Origin of the sequence: Pantoea leporis (assembly GCF_028048155.1) — a bacterium.
Lineage (GTDB): Bacteria > Pseudomonadota > Gammaproteobacteria > Enterobacterales > Enterobacteriaceae > Pantoea > Pantoea leporis.
Genome location: NZ_JALMEU010000002.1, coordinates 121,057 through 139,720, shown reverse-complemented (window position 1 = coordinate 139,720; position 18,664 = coordinate 121,057). Strand labels below are relative to the sequence as shown.

Below are 18,664 nucleotides of genomic sequence, written 5' to 3'. Positions count from 1 at the left end.
TTATGTTGTGCATAAATTGAAGGAGAAGCCTTATGTCCGCGTCGTTATCACCTCAGGAAAGCGCGCTGTTGCCACAGATCCAGCAATGGATTGCGGAGCACCGCGCCGCATTAACCAATGATTTGGCCGAATGGATTGCTATTCCCAGCATCAGTCGCGCCGACCGCGCAGCGCGAGGCGCGCCGTTTGGCCCCGAGTGCGCGCAAATCTTGCAGCAGGTGTTAGATCAGGCCGAGCAGGCCGGTTTCAAAACCGAGCAGCATCAGGGCTACGCCGGTTCGGTGATTTATGGCGAGCACGCGCGCGACATCGGGCTGATTAACCACCTGGATGTGGTGCCAGCGGGCGACAACTGGACCTTTCCGCCCTTTGCGCTAACGCAGCACGGCGATTTTGTGATTGGTCGCGGCGTGGCGGATAACAAAGGGCCCGGTGTGCTCAATTTCTATCTGTTGAAGCTGATGCGCGATCTGAATATTCCGCTGCATCATAATCTGCGCATCGTTTATGGTCTGGCGGAAGAGACCAACATGGCTGATATGGCGTGGTTCGCGGAGAACGGTCCAGTGCCAGATTATTCGATTGTCACCGATGGCATGTTCCCGGTGAACAATGCGCAGAAAGGGCAACTCAGTTTTACCCTGAATGTCGCCGAGTCGGGCGTGCTGGCGGATATTGTTGCCGGATCGGCCAGCAATAGCGTGCCGGATTTCGCCAGCGTGCGAATTGCGCAGGCCGATCAGCATGCGGTTAGTGAAAAGCTGGCGCTGCTGCAGGGCATTGCCGCGACCTACGTATCGATCAAGCCGGAAAACGATGGCGCTTTCACCCTGGAAGCGCGCGGCAACGGCGGGCATGCCGCCTTCCCCGACGGCACGCTGAATGCCACGCAGGTGCTGCTCGCGGCGCTGATTGAGCTGGAGCTGCTGGGCGACCACGAACGTCAGTTGGCGGAAACGCTGGTACAGCTGTTTGCGTCGCCGTATGGCGAGAGCGCTGGATTGGGGCTGGAAGATGCGGAGTCCGGCAAACTGACGCTGAACGCGGGCGTGTGGTACAGCCATCGCGCCGACACGCTGAGCATTGACTGCGATATCCGTTATCCGGTTTCGTGGCGCGGCGAGCAGATCGTCGAGATGCTGCAGCAGCAGTTAGCCGCTACTACCATTACGCTCGATCCCGGCTGGCGCGACGTGGCTCCGTTCTTCCTGCCGGCCTCACATCCGGTGATTTCGCTGCTGCAGCAAGTGTGGATTGACACCACCGGCAATGACGATCGCCCTTACGCGATGGGCGGCGTTACCCATTCGAAGAAGCTGCCAAACGCCATCACCTTTGGGCCCGGTTACCGGAAAACCGCAGCAAACACGCCCGATTTTTTACCCGAAGGCCATGGATTGCCGCACGGTGCCGACGAGACAATCCATCTGCCATCGCTGCTGGAGGCGTTGCCGAAATATGTGATCGCGTTGATCAGGTTGGATAGCTATTTGCTTGCCCAGGATTAAACCGATCGCCGCGAATGGCGACCGTAGGGATCAATTCATCACTAATCCGCCATCGACGTACAACGTTTGTCCGGTGACAAATTCACTCCAGTCGGAGGCGAGAAACAGCACCGGGCCGGTAACATCTTCCGGTCGCGCGATGCGCCGCAGCGGGGTTTGCGCCGTGAGAGAATCGCGCACCGCTTCGCGCGTTGCCTGGCTGGCATCGGTGGGATACACCAGGCCGGGCGCCACGCAGTTTACGCGGATCCCCAGCGGGCCCAGCTCCATCGCCAGCGTGCGGCTAAAGCCGGTCAATGCCGCTTTCGCGGTGATGTAATCGTGGTAAGGCACTGAAGGACGCGCCACCAGATCGCTGGTGAGATTAACGATACTGCCGCGCACGCGCGTGCGCATTAAGGGCAGCGCCGCCTGGCAGACGTTATAGGCGGCTTTTACCGCGCCATCGAACTGCGACTGATAGCCCGACCACGACGTTTCCCAGAAACGTGAACGATTTTCAGTGTCAAAAACGTAAGGTGCGAAAGCGTTGTTGATCACCGCATCGAGGCGACCGGTGGCGTTGACGATCTGCTCCATCATCGCGTTGACCTGATGCTCACAGGTGACATCTGCGGCAATAGCTAGCGCATCGCCGCCCAATGCGCGGCACTCCTCAACCACGCCCGCAGCAGCAGCTTCATTGCGCAGATAGTTCACCACCACAAACGCGCCCTCAGCGGCGAAGGCTTTAGCGATCGCCGCACCAATGCCGCGGCTTGCGCCGGTTACCAGAACTGTTTGGTTGGAGAATTTCATTTTGGCTCCATGTTGATATGGTCACGCAAAATCTGTAGCGGCGCGATTTATCGCGCACAGCTGATTGATGCGCTATAAATTAGCCGCTACGGTATGTGCGATTTGTTATCGCGTCACTCCGCATACGGTGCGTAACGCTCGGCGGTCGCTTCTGCGCCCTGCTCGATCTCCGTGATGGTCACCAGATCGAGCAAACTAAAGCGTCCATCGTGATGCCAGCCCGCTTCCGGCGAGGTCATATTGCCGAACGCCGCGATGCGCGTAACGCCTACTTGCCCGAGCAGAGCCGAAATGCCGAACAACGCCTGCGGCGCGGCCGCCACGCCTGCGGTTTGCAGAAAATGCCGCTGCTGCGCCACTAAATCGACCACCTCCTCCAGCGCATCCACGCACACCACTTTCAACGTACGGCCCAATGCCGCCGGCGATAAAGGCTCCGCATGATCAACGCTCACCACCGCCCAATTGTCTGCCGCCTCGCCGTAAAGCCTACGATCGCCGCCCAGCGCCCGAATCTCCTCGCCATTACGCCACGCCGCAATGCTGTTGATCTCTTCGCTCGCCAGCGGACGGCGCGGATGCTTGTGCGCCAGCGCGGCAAGTTCATGGGCGATATAGCTGGCGAACTCATCCGGCGACACCTTGCCGCCGCGCTCGACAAACAACATCTGCGGCGAGTAGCAACCGGCCTGGTCGTAACGCATCACGTCATACGCCACGCGGCGCGCCAGCTCCGCGCCCTGACGTGCATTCAGCGCCGAACGCGCCACCATTCCGAAGCTGATTTTATGGCCGTGCGGCAGAAAGCGCGTGGTAACCGGCAAACGCTGTTGGATCGCCGCCAGCGTTGAATTTCCGCCATAAGCCACCAGCGCATCGGGCTGACGCAGCCACGTTAGTTCGGTTTGCGCATCGCCGCCTTTCCACCACACCACCGCGATACATTCGCCCAATTTCGGATCGACCTCCGCCAGCAACTGCGCGAACCAGCTTGCCATCAGCGGCTCATTGCCCGGCAGTTTACCGATGGTGCCCGCCTTAACCAGCAGACCGCAAATCAAACTCCACAGCGGCAAGCCCGGCACGTTGCCCGCCCAGATATGCATTAACAATTGCGGGCCAAATGCGCGCGCAAAGCCGCCTTTGGGGCGCGGCTGGAAATCGTCGAGCATCTGCGCATCGGCGAAATCCTCCGCCAGAAAGCGCTTCAGCTGCGGCTGACGAAAGGTTTTCAGATAGCCGGTAAGGCCAAGCCGCACCATCTCGGCATCGTAACCGGTGACGATGGGCAGCAGCTTTTCGGCCTTGATGCGCAGTGGATGATGACGATCGAGCAGTCGCGCCACCGCTGCATCAATGATGCCCATGATCTGCGCCACGCTCAGCTGCTGGAGATAAGCGCGGGCGTTGGTGCGGATGCGCGCTGCGAGCGCCTTTATCTGCGCGTCATCAAGTTGCGGAACGCAAACCTCGAGGCTTTCGCCACGATGATTGAAACTCAGCGTGTGCCAATGCACTTCGTCAGCGGAGAGGCCCGGCAGATGTCCGGCAATTTCTTTCACGACTGTGCCTGCGCGCTGGCGAGAAACGCTTCCATGGTCAGCGAACAGCCTTTGGCATCAGCGCCAGTCGCGCGTCCCAGCAGATGGAAACCGCCGGGCACCCTCACGCCCGCATCTTCCGTTAGCAAGGCGGACACCGAGTTGAAATGCGCCAGATCGTGATGCACCAGCACGCCAACTTCGCCGTCCGGCACATCATCACCGGTAAGCGGATTGACCACGCGCGTGCGGATCCAGTGCGGCCCGGATTTCACCGGCGGGCAGCGCTCATTGCCCGCGTCGTAAAACTGCGTGCTGATTTCCGTCATGCCGTACATGTTGATGCAGTGGGAACGCGGAATGCCGAAGGCATGAGAGAGCGAAGCGTAGAATTCTTCCGCGCCCATCTCGCGCGACTGGCCTTTGAAACCGCCGGTATCGAGAATGCGACTGCCTGCCGGCAGCGCGAAGCGGCGTTTTTGGCGCTGCATGTCATCCAGCAGAGGCACAAAGCTGTAACTGGCGCCCAGCAACGCGTAGGGTTCGCCACCTGCTTCGGCCTGTTCCAGCGCACTGAACAGACGACTGGTTTCGAGGCCATGTTCGCCCACCATCACTTCACTGTCCGGCGTGCCACACTCCTTCATCGCCAAATCAAGATAGGTCGCCAGCGAGGAGTTCGGCATCGCCACGGTATCCGGGAACAAAATGCCCATGCGGATGCGATCGCGGCCCGCCATAAAGCGACGGCGGAAATTGAGCAGCATCGATTTTTTCCACACCTCCAGCGTCGAATGGTAACTGCGCCCTTTTACCGTGCCGTTGGTGCCGCTAGTCATAAAGATCTCGGTAATTTGCTCGGTGGGACGGCAGCTGAGCGTCAGATCTTTGAAGGCATTAATCGGGATGGCGGGAATGTTGCGCCAGTTTTTCACCGTCAGCGGCGTGCGTCCGCGCTGAGTCGCGAAGCGGCGATAAGGGGAATTGTGTGTGAACTGATAAGCGAAGATTTCGAGGGCCAGCTGGTTGAAGTCGTCGTCTGAGCTATCTTCGCGCTGCAGGAATGTCAGCAGAGCCTGGATGATGTGTGTTTCGTTCATGTGCGTCGCCACCTTTGCGATTGCGCAGAGACTCTCAGGCAACGCCTGAAGAGCGCGAACTGTCCGCTACAAAGCACAAAGAGGGAATCAGGGCGCGATATCGCCCTGCGGTTCCGCATCCCTACGCCGGTATTAGCCGGATCAGGTTCGGAGGGTCACTACGTTGCCCGCGCATACACGCCAGCCGGTAGAATCTCAGCCCCTTAACAGAGCACCCCTTGGAACAAGCCGCAGTCTAGGATGGCGCGCGATGATGTGTCAACCATGTTAAATACGCGTGAAAATTTGAGCTGCCCGGCACAAATCACGTCATGTCTTATACTCAGAGCATGGGTATTTGCGGAGGTAAGTATGGCTGGCGGTTGGTCAGAAGACGGTGCGGTGCACAAACAAATTGATGCCACGGTAGATGATGCGGTGGCCCGCGCTCGTGAAAATCTTGGGCACGGTGAAAGTGCTGAATTTTGCGACGAGTGCGGCGAACCGATCCCGGAAGCGCGTCGCGCAGCATTGGCTGGCGTGCGTTACTGCGTGAATTGCCAGAGCAAGATCGATAAAAAACAGGCGGCGATCAGCGGTTATAACCGCCGCGGAAGTAAGGATAGTCAGTTGAGATAGTTATTTAAATTAGCAATTCAGGTTAATGGATATTTTAAAATTTCATTTGCACTCGTTACTTTTAATTAGAATTACCATTAATCTTAAGCAAGACCATTCGCATATCTCCCGATTTTTCAAAGTTAAATACTGCAGCACTATTGCTGAAGCCGAAAGAAGAGCCTAATTTTACAAACTTTATGGCTTAGATTTCACCTTGAGCAACTTGAGTTTAGCCAGTAATGCTGATAAGTTAGCCACACAACTCAACCCTGTACGCAGCGATTCAGTTCGCTGGCCGTTAGGGTGAAAAAACCGGCTCAGGCCGGTTTTTTCGTATCTTAAGGAAGGATAAGAGTGCGTACTGCAATATTCATTGATGGATACAATGTATTTTATGGACTCCTTGCAGGTACGCCTTATAAATGGCTCAACTTGTCATTGCTGCTGTCGCATATATGCCGGGTACAGGATCCGACTGCCATAATTGAAACAATAAATTATTATACCTCCTCGGTTATTCCCCACCTCGCCACACGCGGTATTGAATCCCGACACGCTCAGGATACTTATATTCGCGCGCTGAAGACGACCGGAATTAATATATTTACCGGACGTCATCGGCTTGAGCACGCTCGGGCTCCGCGTTTCATCAGTAAAAGCGTGCCAGCATCACGCTTGGATAAGGTGGATATCTGGGAGCTGGAAGAAAAAGAAACCGATGTGAATATTGCCATCAGTATGTACCGTTTATTTGCAAAACAGCAGAAGTTGGCAACCGAAGAGAGAATCGCGCAGCTGGTGTTAGTTTCAGCTGACACCGACATGACGCCAGCACTCAAGGCTATTCGCGAAGATTTTCCCGACGTTCGCATCGGGATCATTTTGCCGCACCGCCAGGGCAACGTACGTGGTGTTCCGGGTTCACTGCAGAATCATAGTCACTGGATACGCAGAACGATCACCAATGAAGAGCTTGATGCATGCCAGTTTCCTGTTCGGGTTGCGACGCGTAAAAAACCTGCGGTTAAACCCGAATATTGGTAAGCATCAAACCACGCCATTTGATGCGCCTCGCGGTAAATGGCATAGCTCCCGATGCTCTCCGTGGTGGCCTATTTCATATCGAAACGTAATGCGGGAACGGTTAGTGATAAATCATTCAGTTCAACGTCCTGCGTCAGGCTAAATCCTATCAGCTCTCAAAGCGCTTAAACCTGCATTACGCGACCTCAACCGGATGACAAATCTCCAGAATGGCCAGCAGATAGATGCGCACCATATCGAGGAATTCACTGATTTCAACGCGCTCATCCGGCATGGTGTTGTATTTGCCGCCTGGCCCACAGACGATCCCTTCCATGCCCGCATGCTGATAGAGATGTGCCGCATCGGTGCCGAAGAACGCCGGAGGCGTGATCACGCCGGTGGGCTGTTCGGTGCCGCGCACGGTTTTCCAGCCGCGATTCACCGCTTTGACGATGGCGGACTCCGGTGACACTTCGAACGGTAACATGGTGGGTTTATCACGAATGCCATCATCATAAAGCTCGGCTTTCAGGCCCGGATAGCGTTGGCATAAGGCATTCAGCAGCGCCTGCAGATCGGCGAGCACACCTTCCACCGTTTGTCCTGGCGCGAAACGTGCCGAGCCTTTTAAGCGCACAAAGTCAGCCACCTGCGGCGGTCGCCACTCTTCCAGATCGCGGCCTAACGCGCCATGCACGGTACCGATATGCCCACGATTAATCTTGCGATGCTCAGCGGTTTTCGCGCCGCTAAAGGTTATGCCGTTAATCTGCGGGATCAGCTCGACGGCGGCGCTGATCGCATCCACTGCTTCTTCCCGTTTTGACAGATGCCGCGTATCGCCAGTGAGCTCAATAGTAAACATCAGCGAACCGGCGTGCATGGTCAGCGCTTGCAGATCGGTGGGTTCGGCATTGATGAAGTAGTCGGCGCGCACACCTTGCTCAATCGCCGCCAGCGTACCAATGCCGCCCTGCAACTCGCCCACCACGTAGGTCAAAATCACATCGCCTTTTAGCTTTATACCGGCATCAATCAACGTTTTTAACGCGCAAAAATAGGCGGCATCACCCGCTTTCATGTTCGAAACGCCGATACCGTAGATAAACTGTTCGTCGATTTTTCCTTCCCAGGGATCGACGGTCCAGCCTTCGGTGACTGGATTGGTATCCAGATGTCCGTTGAACAGCAGGCTTTTGCCGCCGCCGCTGCCTGCCAATCGTCCGATGGCATTCAGCCTGTCGCAGGGCACATTCTGCAGTTCGGTTTCCAGGCCCAGCTGCGCCATCTGCGCGGCCATGTATTTCGCCAATTCACGCTCGCCATCGGTGGCGCTGTAGCTTTTGTGCTGCACCATTTTTGCCAGGAATGAGAGGCAAAAATCGCGATCGATATGATGAATCAACTGTTCAGGCTTCATGTTTCTCTCGTCATGCAACGGACTTGGATAAGTCGGGAATATGCACCGCATCAAGCAGTGCACGGGTATAAGGATGTTGCGCCAGCGCCGTCATGTTGTCGCCGGGCAGCACTTCCACCACGTCACCGCGATACATCACGGCGACACGATGGGCGATTTGGCGAATCAGGTTGAGATCGTGGGTAATAAACAGATACGCGGTGCCGTAGCGGCGGCGCAGTTCCAGCAGCAGTTCGATAATGGTGGCCTGCACCGAGACGTCGAGCGCGGCGGTGATCTCGTCACAAATCACCAAATCCGGCGGATTGGCAAACGCACGGGCGATAGCAACGCGCTGCTTCTGCCCGCCCGACAATGCATGCGGATAACGCTGCGCAAACTCCGCCGGCAAACGCACTTCCTGCAATAGGCGCGCGACCGCCTGCGCTTCGGTTTCACCTGCGGGTAAACCATACAACCGCAGTGGCCGTGCGATGATTTCGCCAATGGTCATGCGCGGATTCAGCGAGGCATCTGGATGCTGGAAAATCATCTGCACGCGGCGGCGATACTCTTTATCCATTTGCGCCCGGCCATGCAGCGCGTAGCCACAAAAGTCGAGCTCGCCGCTGAACGGTACCAGGCCGGTAATGGCTTTACCGAGCGAGGATTTGCCGGAACCCGATTCGCCAACCACGCCGAGAATTTCTCCCTGATGAACGGTGAGCGCAACCGCATTGGCGGCGCGCGTGGTATTGGCTTCACGCTTCAGTAGACGATCAAAAAAACCTTGTTTGCCGTAATCGATGGTCAGCTGCTTCAGGCCGAGTAACGGTTGGTTGCCGGGCGCGTCCTGCACTAGCCGGTGCTGCGGATTGGGTACCGCCTCAATCAGCTTGCGCGTATAGGCGTTTTGCGGCGCGCTAAACAGGCTGCGCGTGTCGGCCTGTTCGACAATGCGTCCCTGTTCCAGCACACAGACGCGATTGGCCACTTTGGCCACCAACGCCAGATCGTGCGAGATGTAGAGCGACGCAACGCCGGTCTCTTCGCGCAAACGCTCGTACAGATCGAGGATTTGCGCCGAGCTGATCACATCCAGCGCGGTGGTTGGCTCATCAAAAATCATGCAGTCCGGCTGGCAGGCAAACGCGGTGGCGATCAGGATGCGCTGCTTCTCGCCACCCGACACCTGATGCGGATAGCGGCGCATCATGCGCGCCGGATTTTTAAGTTCAACGTCACGCAGCAGCGATTCGCCCATCTCCTGCGCTTCACGCGCCGATAAACCGCGATGGCGGCGTAACACTTCGGTGACCTGCTCACCCAATGTCAGCGTGGGATTGAGCGAGGCGCTGGGATCCTGAAAAATCATGCCGAGTTTGGCACCGCGCAGCGCTGTCAGTTTGGCCGCGGATAAAGTCAGCAGGCTCTCGCCGTTGAGACGAATATCGCCCTGCAGCTCGCGCGCATTGCCCGCCAGCCAGCGCATGATCGCCCAGCCGAGCGTGGTTTTGCCGGAACCCGATTCGCCCACCAGCCCCAACACTTCGCCGGGCATCACCTGCAGGTTGATGTCACGCAGTACCGGTAGCGCATGTCCTTTGGCTAACGCGTAATCGAGGCTGTAATTTTCCACCGACAGCACCGGTGTAAGCTTGTCACTCATCAGTGGCTCCTTGGGTTGAGCACATCACGCAGCCCGTCACCCAGTAAATTAAACCCAATGGCGACCAATGCGATGGCGAGGCCCGGAATCATCATCATCCACGGCGCATTAAAGAAGTAAGCGCGCGCTTCAGAGACCATCAATCCCCATTCTGGCTCTGGCGGCTGCGCGCCCAAACCCAGAAAACTCAGGGTGGCAAACAGCATGATGGCGAAGGCGACACGAATGGTGGCTTCCACGATGATCGGCGCCAGAATATTCGGCAGCATTTCTCGCAGAATGATGTAGTGCCCGGCTTCGCCGCGCGCGATGGCGGCGTTGATGTAATCCTGCTGGCGGGCGGCCAACGCCACGCTGCGCGAGATGCGCACCATGCCCGGCACAAAGGCGATAGTGATCGCCAGCACCGCGTTCATGCTGCTCTGCCCAAGCGTGCTGACAATCAGCAACGCAAACAGCAGGCTGGGAATCGCCATCACCGCATCCATGGTGCGCATCATGAACTCATCAAATTTGCCGCCCAGATAGGCGCTGGCGGTACCGAGCACCGAACCGATTACCATCGCCAGCGCGGTCGCCAGCAGCGACAGTAGAATGGTTGAGCGTGCGCCCACCATTACGCGGCTGAAGATGTCGCGGCCCATCTGATCGGTACCAAACCAGTGTTCCGCGCTGGGCGGCTTATAGCGCGTCAGAATGGAGATCGATTCGGGATCAAAAGGCGCGACGTGCGCACCGCCCACCACCATCAGCAGCGCCAGCAAGATAATCAGCACGCCAGCGGCACCCTGCGGTGAACGCAGCAAACGTTTCAACATATCAGGCATAGGAGATCCGCTTATCGAGAGTGACATAGGCCAAATCAGCCAGGAAGTTCACCACTGAATAGGTCGCGGCAAGAATCATCACGCCAGCCTGAATGGTGGGCAGATCGCGCGCCTGCACGGCGACAATCAGTTCGCGGCCAATGCCGGGAATGGCGAAGATCTCCTCCACCACCACAATGCCGCCCAGCAGGTAACCAACATCCAGCGCCACAATGGTGATGGTCGGCAACAAGCCGTTGCGCAGCGCATGTCGCCAGAGAATGCGGCGACGCGATAAGCCTTTCAGCCACGCGGCGCGGATATAATCGGTATGCAACACATCGACCATTTCTGAGCGCACCATGCGCGAGACGTGCGCCACCAGAATCAGCGCCACGGTCACCGAAGGTAGAATCAGGTGCTGGATCCCGCTGACGAAGTTCTCACTGAGCGGCACATAGCCGGTGGCGGGCAAAATCTGCCAGACATCGGCAAACAGCAGCAGCACCAGCGTGGCGGTGACGAACTCCGGGAAGGAGATGCCGATATAGGAGATGACACTTACCAGCACATCGGCGGTTTTGCCACGGCGCACCGCCGCCCAGATGCCGAGGGGTATGGCGATAATCAGCATCAGGATTAAGGCGCACACCGCCAGCAGCAGCGAGCGTGATAATGCCGTCAGCAGCGTCGGCGCCACTTCAAGGCCATTGCGCATCGATACGCCAAAGTTGCCCTGCAGCGCCTGCGTCAGCCAATGCCAATATTGCTGCCATGCTGGGGCATCCAGCCCCAGACGTTCACGCACCGCCGCTAGCGCTTCCGGCGTGGCGTTTTGTCCCAGCAAGGTGACAGCCGCATCGGCCGGTAACAGTTGCGTGATGCCAAAAACCAGCAGCGACACCACTAACAAGGTGTAAACCATCAGCAGAAGGCGTTTGAGCAGATAACTTGCTGTCACGTTCGCTCCTTACGCTGCGCGCTTCGGCGCTTTGTCGGTTAACCAGATATGGTCAAGACGGAATACCGCACCGCGCGGATGCAGATGATAGCCACCGACATAATCGCGGCTGGCGGCGAGCAGATCGAAGAAGGTCGGGATCACCGATGGCACTTCGTCATGCATCAGCTGCTGCGCTTTGCCATACAGCGTGGTGCGCTGTGCTTCATCACGGGTTTCACGCGCCGCACTTACCGCTTTATCGAACTCCGCGTTGTTCCAGCGCGTTTCATTCCACGATGCGGTTGAGGTGTAGAGCAGCGAGAACACCGCGTCTGGCGTCGGCTGCATGTTGTAGAAGCCAACGTAGAAGTTGCCCTTCTTCCACACCTGATCGAGATAGGTGCTGTGCGCCATGGTCTGCACGTTGATGCGGAAACCGCCCTGTTTCGCCATCTCGCGCAGGGCAATGCCCAGCTGCGTGCGGGTGGCCGGTTTGTCGGAAGCGATGAGTGTTAAATCGATACCGTTGGGATAACCGGCCTCCGCCAGCAGCGCTTTGGCTTTGCTGTAATCCACCGCTTTTTTCGCCAGGTTGGCGAAGAACGGATACGCGCCGTTAATCGGCGTGTCGTTGCCCGGTGAACCCAGGCCATCCGCCACGAAATCCACCGACGCCTGACGATCAACGCACAGTGCCAGCGCCTGACGTACCCGCACATCATTAAACGGTTTTTGGTCGCAGCCCATGTTCACATTGAGGAACTGGCCGGAGGCCACGCGCAGCGGCAGCACGCCGGAAGATTTGGACAGGCGCGCGAACTCGCTCGACTGCGCGCTCAGCATCAGATCGGTGTCACCGGAGGTCAGCGCGGAACTCTCCGCGATGCCATCGGGATAGACCACCACTTCCACGCCATCCAGATAGGGACGCGCCGGATCGTAGTAATGCGGATTGCGCTTCACTACAATTTTGCGTTCTGGATCGTAGGAGACCAGCTGGAAAGGACCGGCGCCGAACGAGGCTTTGCTCAGCTTGTCATACTGACCTTGCACGATACTGGCGGGGATGATTTTCGCATCCGGATAAGCCAGCATCACCGGCAAATCGGCGTAAGGCGCATCGGTTTCAATCAAAACCGTGTTGGTATCTGGCGCGCTGACGGCGTTAATCGGCCCAATGTTATGCAGTGCTGGCGAGGCATTTTTCGGATCGAGCAGCGCCTGCAGGCTGGCGACCACATCGGCGGAAGTCAGCGCGGAACCGTCGCTGAACTTTAGGTTCGGGCGCAGGGTAAACGTCCACTGTTTAAGATCGGCGCTGGCCTGCCAGGATTGCGCCAAATCGGCTTCGGCTTCCATCTCCTGCGTCAGACGCGTTAAGCCGCTGTACAGCAGTTCCGCCACCAGATATTCCGGGTTGACGCGCACCTGATGTGGATTTAACACGCCGACGGCTTGATCAACGCTGATGCGCAGCACACCGCCTTTACGCGCCGTGCCGCCCGGCGTGGCGCTCGCCACCTGCGCGGCATGGGCCGAGAACGACCAGGGCAGCATCGCTGCGCCCGTCAGAGCGGTAGAACTGGCGATAAACTGTCTGCGGTTTAACCCTTTCATTGCGCACATCTTCTCTTCCTCGTGATTAGTTAATTACCCTGGGTTGGCTGAAAATCATCGGCGAGATACGCCAGAATGGACTGCGAAAGTGCGATCACATCTGCCAGCGTGGTGTACTCATCGGCGGCATGAATGCGGTTGTCAGGACGGGCGAGGCCGCCGAGTAAAATCTCCTGAATCCCGGCTTGCTGGACCCAGCCCATATCGGAACTGGTGGACGATCCCCAGGGTTTGAACTCGCTGGGTTGGAAGCCAAAACCCTGACTCAGCGCCGCCTGCCAGCGCGGCCAGTGCGGACCGTCTGGATTAGCGACCGGCGCCAGATGGCCAATCATTTGCAGCGTGACGTCGAGCGCGGTGCTGTCGCGCATCGCACTTTCCACACAGTGCGTCAGCTCCTGCCACACCGCGTCAAAGCGCTCTTCCGGCGCGTAGCGGCGGTTAATCAGCAGCTCAAACCGTTCCGGAATGGTTGATCCTTTGCTGCCGCCCTGCGCAGCGGCCAGCGTTAGCAGCGACGTCAACGGTTTGCCGTGATAGTGCGGCGGAGAAGGCATCGCCGAGGTGCGTTGTTCCACTTCGAGCTTCAGCTGATAAAGCGCGTTCATCATTGGCAGCGCCGCTTCAATAGCATTAACGCCGTTAACCGGATCGCCGGAGTGCGCCGAACGTCCGGTGATAATCACTTTGAGATCGATGCTGCCAAAGCAACCGGCCCAGATGCGCGGCACCGCGCCGCCGTTGAAGCTGAGCAGGTGACCGGAGAAAAGCTGTTGTTCCGCCAGATAACGAATGCCGGGATACAAGCCACCCTCTTCATCGCTACACAGCAGAAAAACCGGATTAAAACGCAGCGGGATGGCCGCCGCCTGTGCCGCGCGCACTGCAGCCATCGCGGCAACGATGGTGCCTTTCATGTCTGCCGCGCCGCGCCCAAACAGCTTGCCTTCTGCTGCGGTCAGCGTGAGCGCTGGAAAACGCCAGCCATCGCCGGCGGGCACGGTATCGGTGTGGAAATAGAGATTGCAGTTTTCAGCGGCACCAGCATCAAGTGATGCCAGCAAATTGACACGTTCACCGTACGCGCTGCCGTCCGGTGCCTGCCATAAATGTTCCGGCACGGAGACGCGCGCAAAGTGAAAATCCAGCGGTGTTAACAAGTGCGTCATCACGTCAGCAAATGCGCCATAACCGTTGCCTGGCGGGAAGCAGGTATCCACCTCCAGCATCTGTTTAAGGTCATCCGTCATTTGCGCGCCGTCATGAGCAATCATCGCTAATGCGTTGTTAAAGCGTGGATTTTGCATCATAGGATTATCGTCTGTTGTATTTCTATATAGTTTATAGATAATGCAATTCAACGACTGAGGTCAATCGGTAATCGGAAACATGCAAAAAAACTATGACGCGAACCACGCTCAACCTTTCGCCAGACTCAGCGAAGGTGAAGGTGCGCCGCTGTATGAAGTGGTCAAGCGCCATATCAGCGAATCGATCCTGCAAGGTGAACTGCCCGCGGGCACGATTTTGCCGAGTGAAAATAGCCTGGCGGCGAAGTTTGGTGTGTCGGTGGGCACCGTGCGCAAAGCGCTGGCGGCGCTGACCACGGAAGGCATGCTGATGCGACGTCGCAAAACCGGGACCGTGGTAACCGGCTGGGCGCCGCTGCACAATCTCAGCCACTTTTTCCAGTATTTTCGCCTGCACGATAAAACCGGCGGATTGCTGCAATCCGATACCCGATTACTGGATTATCAACTGAGTCTTGCCAGCGCCGACGAAGCAGAGAAACTGCAAATTGGTCAGGGCGATGAAGTGATCCGGCTGAAGCGTTTGCGTCGCGTGAAGGGCATCGCCGCGATGCATGAAACGCTGGTGCTGCCCTCGGCGCGACTGGCCGATTTCCCAGCAGCCGATCAGTTACCGCCGCTGCTTTATCGCTATTTGTTTGAGCGCTACGACCTGCGCGTCGCCGCCGTGCGTGAACAAATTACCGCTACGCTGGCGAATGAAGAGGATGCGGCGCTGCTGGAGCTGAGTTTGCCGCACGCCGTGATGGTGATTGATGAAGTTTCATTTGATCAAAGTGCCCTGCCGGTAATTTTGGCGCACCACCGTTTTAGTACTGAACACTTTATGTATGTGAATGAGATCCGCTAAGCGCGCGGCATGAACCGCCATCTGAGTCGGGTTAAACAGCGCAGATGCGCCGGGTTTCTGGCTGTTTCGGGAAAATGTTCTAAGCTATTTAGGTAGTTAAAACTTATTCCACTGAAAGGAACTCATCACGATGAAAAAAACAGTACTGGCAACGGCATTTCTTGGCACTTTTATGGCAATGACATTGACCGCTTGCTCTTCAAATCAGGCGATTAAGACCACCGACGGACGCACGATTGTGACGTCTGGTAAGCCGCAAATCGACAGTGACACGGGCCTTGTTTCTTACAAGGATGCGCAAACCGGTAAAACTGAGCAGATCAATCGCGACAAGATTACCAACATGAGCGAACTGGATAATTAATATCCTTTTAACAGCCTGGAGAGACTAATGAAAAAATCAATTTTGCTTTCTATTACTGCGCTTATTGCCCTGTCCGCGTTAACCGGATGTACGCGTACCTCGTACGCTATCCACACCAATGATGGACGCACCATCGTCACCGATGGCAAACCACAGGATGCTGAAACCGGCCTGCTGGGTTACGTCGATGCCAATGGCGTGAAGCAGCAAATCAATAAAAGTGACGTGAAAGAGATCTCTGAAGTCCCGCATAAATAATCTTTCTCACTCAAGCCGCCCGCTGTAGTGGATTTCCTTACAGCGGTGCGGGCTTAAACGCCATTCAAATCTTAAAACGTATAGGTCACCGCCGCTGTTGCGGTCAGTTGATTCTGCCTGAACACGATGGGACTGTCCGCCGCGTGATCGTCCAGCCACGTGTAGCCCGCGCTTAGCGCCCCGCCCCAGTGCTGGGTAAACTGATGACTCCATGTCAGGTCGGTTTCCACCCCATAAAATCCCGCTGCCGGTGAGTAAGTCGCATAGCCACTTTTCACGCTTTGACGCGCACTGACGCCGTACCAGGTTTGCATGTAACGCGCATCCCCAAATAGCGCGGACGTCTGCAAGGAAAGGCTATCCTGCTGGCTTTGCAGCGGAATTAACGTTACCGAGGTGCGATAATTCACGCCCTGACTGTCTGTCAGCGGCAGCACGGCTTTCGCTTCGAGGACCAGCCACGGCGAGACCGCCCAACCGGCCGCAATAGCGGTGTTGAGTGTGGCATTGATCGTGCCCATGCCACGCAGCTTGTCAGAACCGTCGCGCCAGTCGGAATCCTTGTCTGCCCTGCCCAGGCCATATCCCAGCGAATGCTCCAGATACAGGCCGCTGTCGCTTTGCAGATCGTAGCCGACCCCCTTTTGCGAATCGACGAAAAAGGCACCTTTTCTGGCCTGCAACATCGGCACCGCTTGCCAGCGTTGCTTATCTGCGCCGCTGTATGTCGGCGTGGTCTGCGCGCCCACGCCAATCATCACGCCATCCTGCGCTGCGCTGTCATCAGCGCGGCTGCTGGTACTGATACTGACCAGTAACAAACAGCCACTGTACAGCGCCTTTTTTCTCGTTATCATCGTGTCACCTCAGTTACCCATCTGTTTTTAGCCCCTTGCCCGGGCGTTGCGTCACGGATTGGAGTATCCCGAAGCATTGTCAATAACGTGCCAGGGATTTATGAAGAAACTGTCAAGGTGAGCCATGAACAACAGACGAGTATTGGTTATTGAGGATGATGCAGACGCGGCAGACGTGCTGGAAGCCTATCTGCTACGTGAAGGATACGCCGTGGAGATTGCCGGCGATGGGCATAGCGGACTTGAGCGCGTTGAGAAGTGGAAACCCGATCTCATTCTGCTCGACATCATGTTGCCCGGCATGAACGGCACCGAGGTGCTGGCTGCCGTGCGACGACGCGCGGACACGCCGGTGATTATGATTACCGCGATGACCGACACGCCCGACAGAATCGGCGCGCTGCGCTTAGGGGCGGATGACTACGTCGTGAAACCCTATCATCCGGGCGAAGTGGTGGCGCGCGTGCAGGCGGTGCTGCGCCGCAGCCGGGCGGCCGTTGCGGAGGATGAAGTGCTGCGCTGGCAGGCGCTTGAGGTTAATACCGCCGCGATGACTGCAATGGTCGCGCAGCCAGAGCAACAGCCAACACGCGTTGAACTCACGCCAACCGAATTTTCCCTGCTGGTGACCCTGATGCGAGCGCCGGTGCGCGCACTCAGCCGTCACTATCTGATCGAAACCTGTATGCCTGAAAGCGAGGCGCTGGAAAGGGTGATCGACACCCACGTCTACAACCTGCGTAAGAAGCTCGAAAACGCCGGTTTATCCGAGATATTACTCAACGTGCGCGGCGTGGGTTACAGGTTCAGACAGCCATGAAAAAGTCACCTCCTCAAACGCTGTGGCGCTGGATCTGCGTGCGTATTTTGACGCTGGCCATCGTCACGGTGATTGCCGTCGCCGGGATTATGTTCCTGCGCTTTGCGCTGCAAAACCTGTGGATCATCCACCATATGCCGCCGGCGATGCGCCAGGAATTTCTGACGCTGCGTGCGCATCCGCAAACCAATCTGCCGCGCTTCCACGAGATCGTTGATGAACGCTGGGGCGTGCGCTACTCCGATCCTTCGGTGGGTGCCGCTGACTGGCTGATGGTGATCATCCTGATTTTCATCATTACGCCGTTTGTTGCCTTCACTGTTCTGCGCAACGCCCGCCCGCTGGCGTTGCAGTTTAGCCACCTGAAAAAAACCGCTGATCGGGTATCCGAAGGGCAGTTTGGTTCCGCCGCCACCATGGTAAAAAGCGCGCCGGCGGAGCTGTTGCACTTCGCACACGACTTTAATCGCATGAGCCAACAGCTGGCGCTCTACGATCGTGAACTACGCGCCTCGCACGTGGCGCTGGCACACGAACTCCGTTCGCCGCTGACGGCCGCCATTGGCCGGTTACAAGGTCTGCTGGATGGCGTGTTTCAGCCGGAACCGCAGCAGCTGGAGATGATCATGAAACAGCTGCGCCACATGAGCCGACTGATCGATGAGCTCCACCTGCTGTCGCTGGCCGACGCCGGACAACTCAAGTTGGATCTGCATGAGATCAACCCCGGAGAACTGGCGCGGGAGCGCGTGGCCTGGGTGCGACCGCAAGCCGAAGCCAGCGGCATGATCATCAGCGTGGCAGCAGACAGCACGCTCACCTGCCGCGCCGATCCCTTCCGCCTGGGTCAGGTGTTTAGCGTGTTGATTGAAAACGCCTTGCGCTATGGCAAACCTGCGGGCCAGTTGCAGATTACTGCCCGCGCGGTGCCGGGAGGCTGCAGCATCGAATTCAGGGATGATGGCCCCGGCGTGGCGCCTGAGTTTCTGCCCGAGATGTTTGAACGTTTCACGCGCGGTGAATCCTCGCGCGCGCGCCACTCAGGCGGCAGCGGGCTGGGCCTGTCGATCGCTCGCGCCATCTGCGCGGCGCACGGCGGCAGGATCAGCGCCAAACTGCCCAAAGAGGGCGGCCTCAGCCTGGCGATTTTCCTGCCGGACGTCAGTCCGGCACCGTTTTAAGCGCTCTTGACAGGATC

18 protein-coding genes and 1 riboswitch are annotated in these 18,664 nt (G+C 57.4%); of the genes, 8 read left to right on the top strand and 10 right to left on the bottom strand.

What is annotated here, in order from left to right; genetic code table 11:
* Window positions 1-32: 32 nt before the first annotated feature.
* Window positions 33-1,508, top strand: coding sequence for a Sapep family Mn(2+)-dependent dipeptidase (locus tag MWH02_RS07875; protein WP_271460259.1), 1,476 nt, complete (start codon window positions 33-35; stop codon window positions 1,506-1,508).
* A gap of 30 nt (window positions 1,509-1,538) precedes the next feature.
* Here the strand turns inward: MWH02_RS07875 and MWH02_RS07870 are convergent, their stop codons facing one another.
* The 3 genes from MWH02_RS07870 to MWH02_RS07860 form a co-directional block, all read right to left on the bottom strand.
* Window positions 1,539-2,306 carry an SDR family oxidoreductase gene (locus tag MWH02_RS07870; protein WP_271460258.1) on the bottom strand — a complete coding sequence of 256 codons (768 nt, stop codon included), beginning with the start codon at window positions 2,304-2,306 and terminating at the stop codon, window positions 1,539-1,541.
* Between the two features lie 113 nt (window positions 2,307-2,419).
* A complete protein-coding gene (locus MWH02_RS07865) occupies window positions 2,420-3,868 on the bottom strand; it encodes an acyl-CoA reductase (RefSeq protein ID WP_271460257.1) in 1,449 nt (482 codons plus the stop codon).
* The gene (locus tag MWH02_RS07860) at window positions 3,865-4,947 is read right to left on the bottom strand and encodes a LuxE/PaaK family acyltransferase (RefSeq protein WP_271460256.1); all 1,083 of its coding nucleotides are present in this window, start codon (window positions 4,945-4,947) and stop codon (window positions 3,865-3,867) included. The genes MWH02_RS07865 and MWH02_RS07860 overlap by 4 nt, the downstream gene beginning before the upstream one ends.
* Window positions 4,948-5,048: 101 nt before the next feature.
* Window positions 5,049-5,176, bottom strand: a riboswitch (TPP riboswitch).
* 122 nt (window positions 5,177-5,298) lie between these two features.
* Here MWH02_RS07860 and MWH02_RS07855 point away from each other — a divergent pair.
* On the top strand, window positions 5,299-5,565 hold the full coding sequence (locus tag MWH02_RS07855; RefSeq protein WP_008110643.1) for a DksA/TraR family C4-type zinc finger protein: 267 nt from the start codon (window positions 5,299-5,301) through the stop codon (window positions 5,563-5,565).
* 336 nt (window positions 5,566-5,901) lie between these two features.
* Complete coding sequence (locus MWH02_RS07850; RefSeq protein WP_271460255.1) at window positions 5,902-6,591, top strand: NYN domain-containing protein; 690 nt, start codon at window positions 5,902-5,904, stop codon at window positions 6,589-6,591.
* Window positions 6,592-6,766: 175 nt separating this feature from the next.
* Here MWH02_RS07850 and MWH02_RS07845 read toward each other — a convergent pair whose 3' ends face one another.
* The 6 genes from MWH02_RS07845 to MWH02_RS07820 are packed head-to-tail and all read right to left on the bottom strand — an operon-like array spanning window position 6,767 to window position 14,317.
* A complete protein-coding gene (locus MWH02_RS07845; protein WP_271460254.1) occupies window positions 6,767-7,993 on the bottom strand; it encodes a M20 family metallopeptidase in 1,227 nt (408 codons plus the stop codon).
* 10 nt (window positions 7,994-8,003) lie between these two features.
* Window positions 8,004-9,641 (bottom strand): dipeptide ABC transporter ATP-binding protein, encoded by a 1,638-nt coding sequence (locus MWH02_RS07840; protein WP_271460253.1) that lies wholly within the window; start codon window positions 9,639-9,641, stop codon window positions 8,004-8,006.
* Window positions 9,641-10,468 carry an ABC transporter permease gene (locus MWH02_RS07835; protein WP_137387073.1) on the bottom strand — a complete coding sequence of 276 codons (828 nt, stop codon included), beginning with the start codon at window positions 10,466-10,468 and terminating at the stop codon, window positions 9,641-9,643. The genes MWH02_RS07840 and MWH02_RS07835 overlap by 1 nt, the downstream gene beginning before the upstream one ends.
* Window positions 10,461-11,408, bottom strand: a complete 948-nt coding sequence (locus MWH02_RS07830) for an ABC transporter permease (protein ID WP_271460252.1) — start codon at window positions 11,406-11,408, stop codon at window positions 10,461-10,463. Before MWH02_RS07830 ends, MWH02_RS07835 begins: the two co-directional genes overlap by 8 nt.
* A gap of 9 nt (window positions 11,409-11,417) precedes the next feature.
* Window positions 11,418-13,016 carry an ABC transporter substrate-binding protein gene (locus tag MWH02_RS07825; RefSeq protein ID WP_271460251.1) on the bottom strand — a complete coding sequence of 533 codons (1,599 nt, stop codon included), beginning with the start codon at window positions 13,014-13,016 and terminating at the stop codon, window positions 11,418-11,420.
* 20 nt (window positions 13,017-13,036) lie between these two features.
* On the bottom strand, window positions 13,037-14,317 hold the full coding sequence (locus MWH02_RS07820) for a M20 family metallopeptidase (protein ID WP_439652364.1): 1,281 nt from the start codon (window positions 14,315-14,317) through the stop codon (window positions 13,037-13,039).
* A 79-nt stretch (window positions 14,318-14,396) separates the two neighbouring features.
* On the opposite strand from MWH02_RS07820, the gene MWH02_RS07815 reads away from it, so the two are divergent.
* The 3 genes from MWH02_RS07815 to MWH02_RS07805 all read left to right on the top strand — a co-directional run bounded on the left by MWH02_RS07815 (window position 14,397) and on the right by MWH02_RS07805 (window position 15,789).
* Window positions 14,397-15,167 (top strand): GntR family transcriptional regulator, encoded by a 771-nt coding sequence (locus MWH02_RS07815; protein ID WP_110867130.1) that lies wholly within the window; start codon window positions 14,397-14,399, stop codon window positions 15,165-15,167.
* 130 nt (window positions 15,168-15,297) lie between these two features.
* Window positions 15,298-15,531, top strand: a complete 234-nt coding sequence (locus MWH02_RS07810; RefSeq protein WP_007885913.1) for a YgdI/YgdR family lipoprotein — start codon at window positions 15,298-15,300, stop codon at window positions 15,529-15,531.
* A gap of 27 nt (window positions 15,532-15,558) precedes the next feature.
* Window positions 15,559-15,789, top strand: a complete 231-nt coding sequence (locus MWH02_RS07805) for a YgdI/YgdR family lipoprotein (protein WP_222184172.1) — start codon at window positions 15,559-15,561, stop codon at window positions 15,787-15,789.
* 71 nt (window positions 15,790-15,860) lie between these two features.
* Here the strand turns inward: MWH02_RS07805 and MWH02_RS07800 are convergent, their stop codons facing one another.
* A complete protein-coding gene (locus MWH02_RS07800; RefSeq protein ID WP_110867129.1) occupies window positions 15,861-16,646 on the bottom strand; it encodes a MipA/OmpV family protein in 786 nt (261 codons plus the stop codon).
* Window positions 16,647-16,770: 124 nt separating this feature from the next.
* Here MWH02_RS07800 and MWH02_RS07795 point away from each other — a divergent pair, with 124 nt between their 5' ends.
* Together MWH02_RS07795 and MWH02_RS07790 are read left to right on the top strand one after the other, a co-directional pair.
* The gene (locus MWH02_RS07795) at window positions 16,771-17,466 is read left to right on the top strand and encodes a response regulator transcription factor (RefSeq protein WP_101761262.1); all 696 of its coding nucleotides are present in this window, start codon (window positions 16,771-16,773) and stop codon (window positions 17,464-17,466) included.
* A complete protein-coding gene (locus MWH02_RS07790) occupies window positions 17,463-18,647 on the top strand; it encodes a sensor histidine kinase (protein WP_222184168.1) in 1,185 nt (394 codons plus the stop codon). Before MWH02_RS07795 ends, MWH02_RS07790 begins: the two co-directional genes overlap by 4 nt.
* Window positions 18,648-18,664: the final 17 nt, after the last annotated feature.

Coding starts and splice junctions, on each gene's coding strand:
- MWH02_RS07835 (WP_137387073.1), bottom strand. CDS start 10,468: ATGCCTGATATGTTGAAACGTTTGCTGCGTTCACCGCAGGGTGCCGCT.
- MWH02_RS07815 (WP_110867130.1), top strand. CDS start 14,397: ATGCAAAAAAACTATGACGCGAACCACGCTCAACCTTTCGCCAGACTC.
- MWH02_RS07870 (WP_271460258.1), bottom strand. CDS start 2,306: ATGAAATTCTCCAACCAAACAGTTCTGGTAACCGGCGCAAGCCGCGGC.
- MWH02_RS07845 (WP_271460254.1), bottom strand. CDS start 7,993: ATGAAGCCTGAACAGTTGATTCATCATATCGATCGCGATTTTTGCCTC.
- MWH02_RS07860 (WP_271460256.1), bottom strand. CDS start 4,947: ATGAACGAAACACACATCATCCAGGCTCTGCTGACATTCCTGCAGCGC.
- MWH02_RS07825 (WP_271460251.1), bottom strand. CDS start 13,016: ATGTGCGCAATGAAAGGGTTAAACCGCAGACAGTTTATCGCCAGTTCT.
- MWH02_RS07800 (WP_110867129.1), bottom strand. CDS start 16,646: ATGATAACGAGAAAAAAGGCGCTGTACAGTGGCTGTTTGTTACTGGTC.
- MWH02_RS07840 (WP_271460253.1), bottom strand. CDS start 9,641: ATGAGTGACAAGCTTACACCGGTGCTGTCGGTGGAAAATTACAGCCTC.
- MWH02_RS07810 (WP_007885913.1), top strand. CDS start 15,298: ATGAAAAAAACAGTACTGGCAACGGCATTTCTTGGCACTTTTATGGCA.
- MWH02_RS07795 (WP_101761262.1), top strand. CDS start 16,771: ATGAACAACAGACGAGTATTGGTTATTGAGGATGATGCAGACGCGGCA.
- MWH02_RS07790 (WP_222184168.1), top strand. CDS start 17,463: ATGAAAAAGTCACCTCCTCAAACGCTGTGGCGCTGGATCTGCGTGCGT.
- MWH02_RS07855 (WP_008110643.1), top strand. CDS start 5,299: ATGGCTGGCGGTTGGTCAGAAGACGGTGCGGTGCACAAACAAATTGAT.
- MWH02_RS07820 (WP_439652364.1), bottom strand. CDS start 14,317: ATGATGCAAAATCCACGCTTTAACAACGCATTAGCGATGATTGCTCAT.
- MWH02_RS07805 (WP_222184172.1), top strand. CDS start 15,559: ATGAAAAAATCAATTTTGCTTTCTATTACTGCGCTTATTGCCCTGTCC.
- MWH02_RS07875 (WP_271460259.1), top strand. CDS start 33: ATGTCCGCGTCGTTATCACCTCAGGAAAGCGCGCTGTTGCCACAGATC.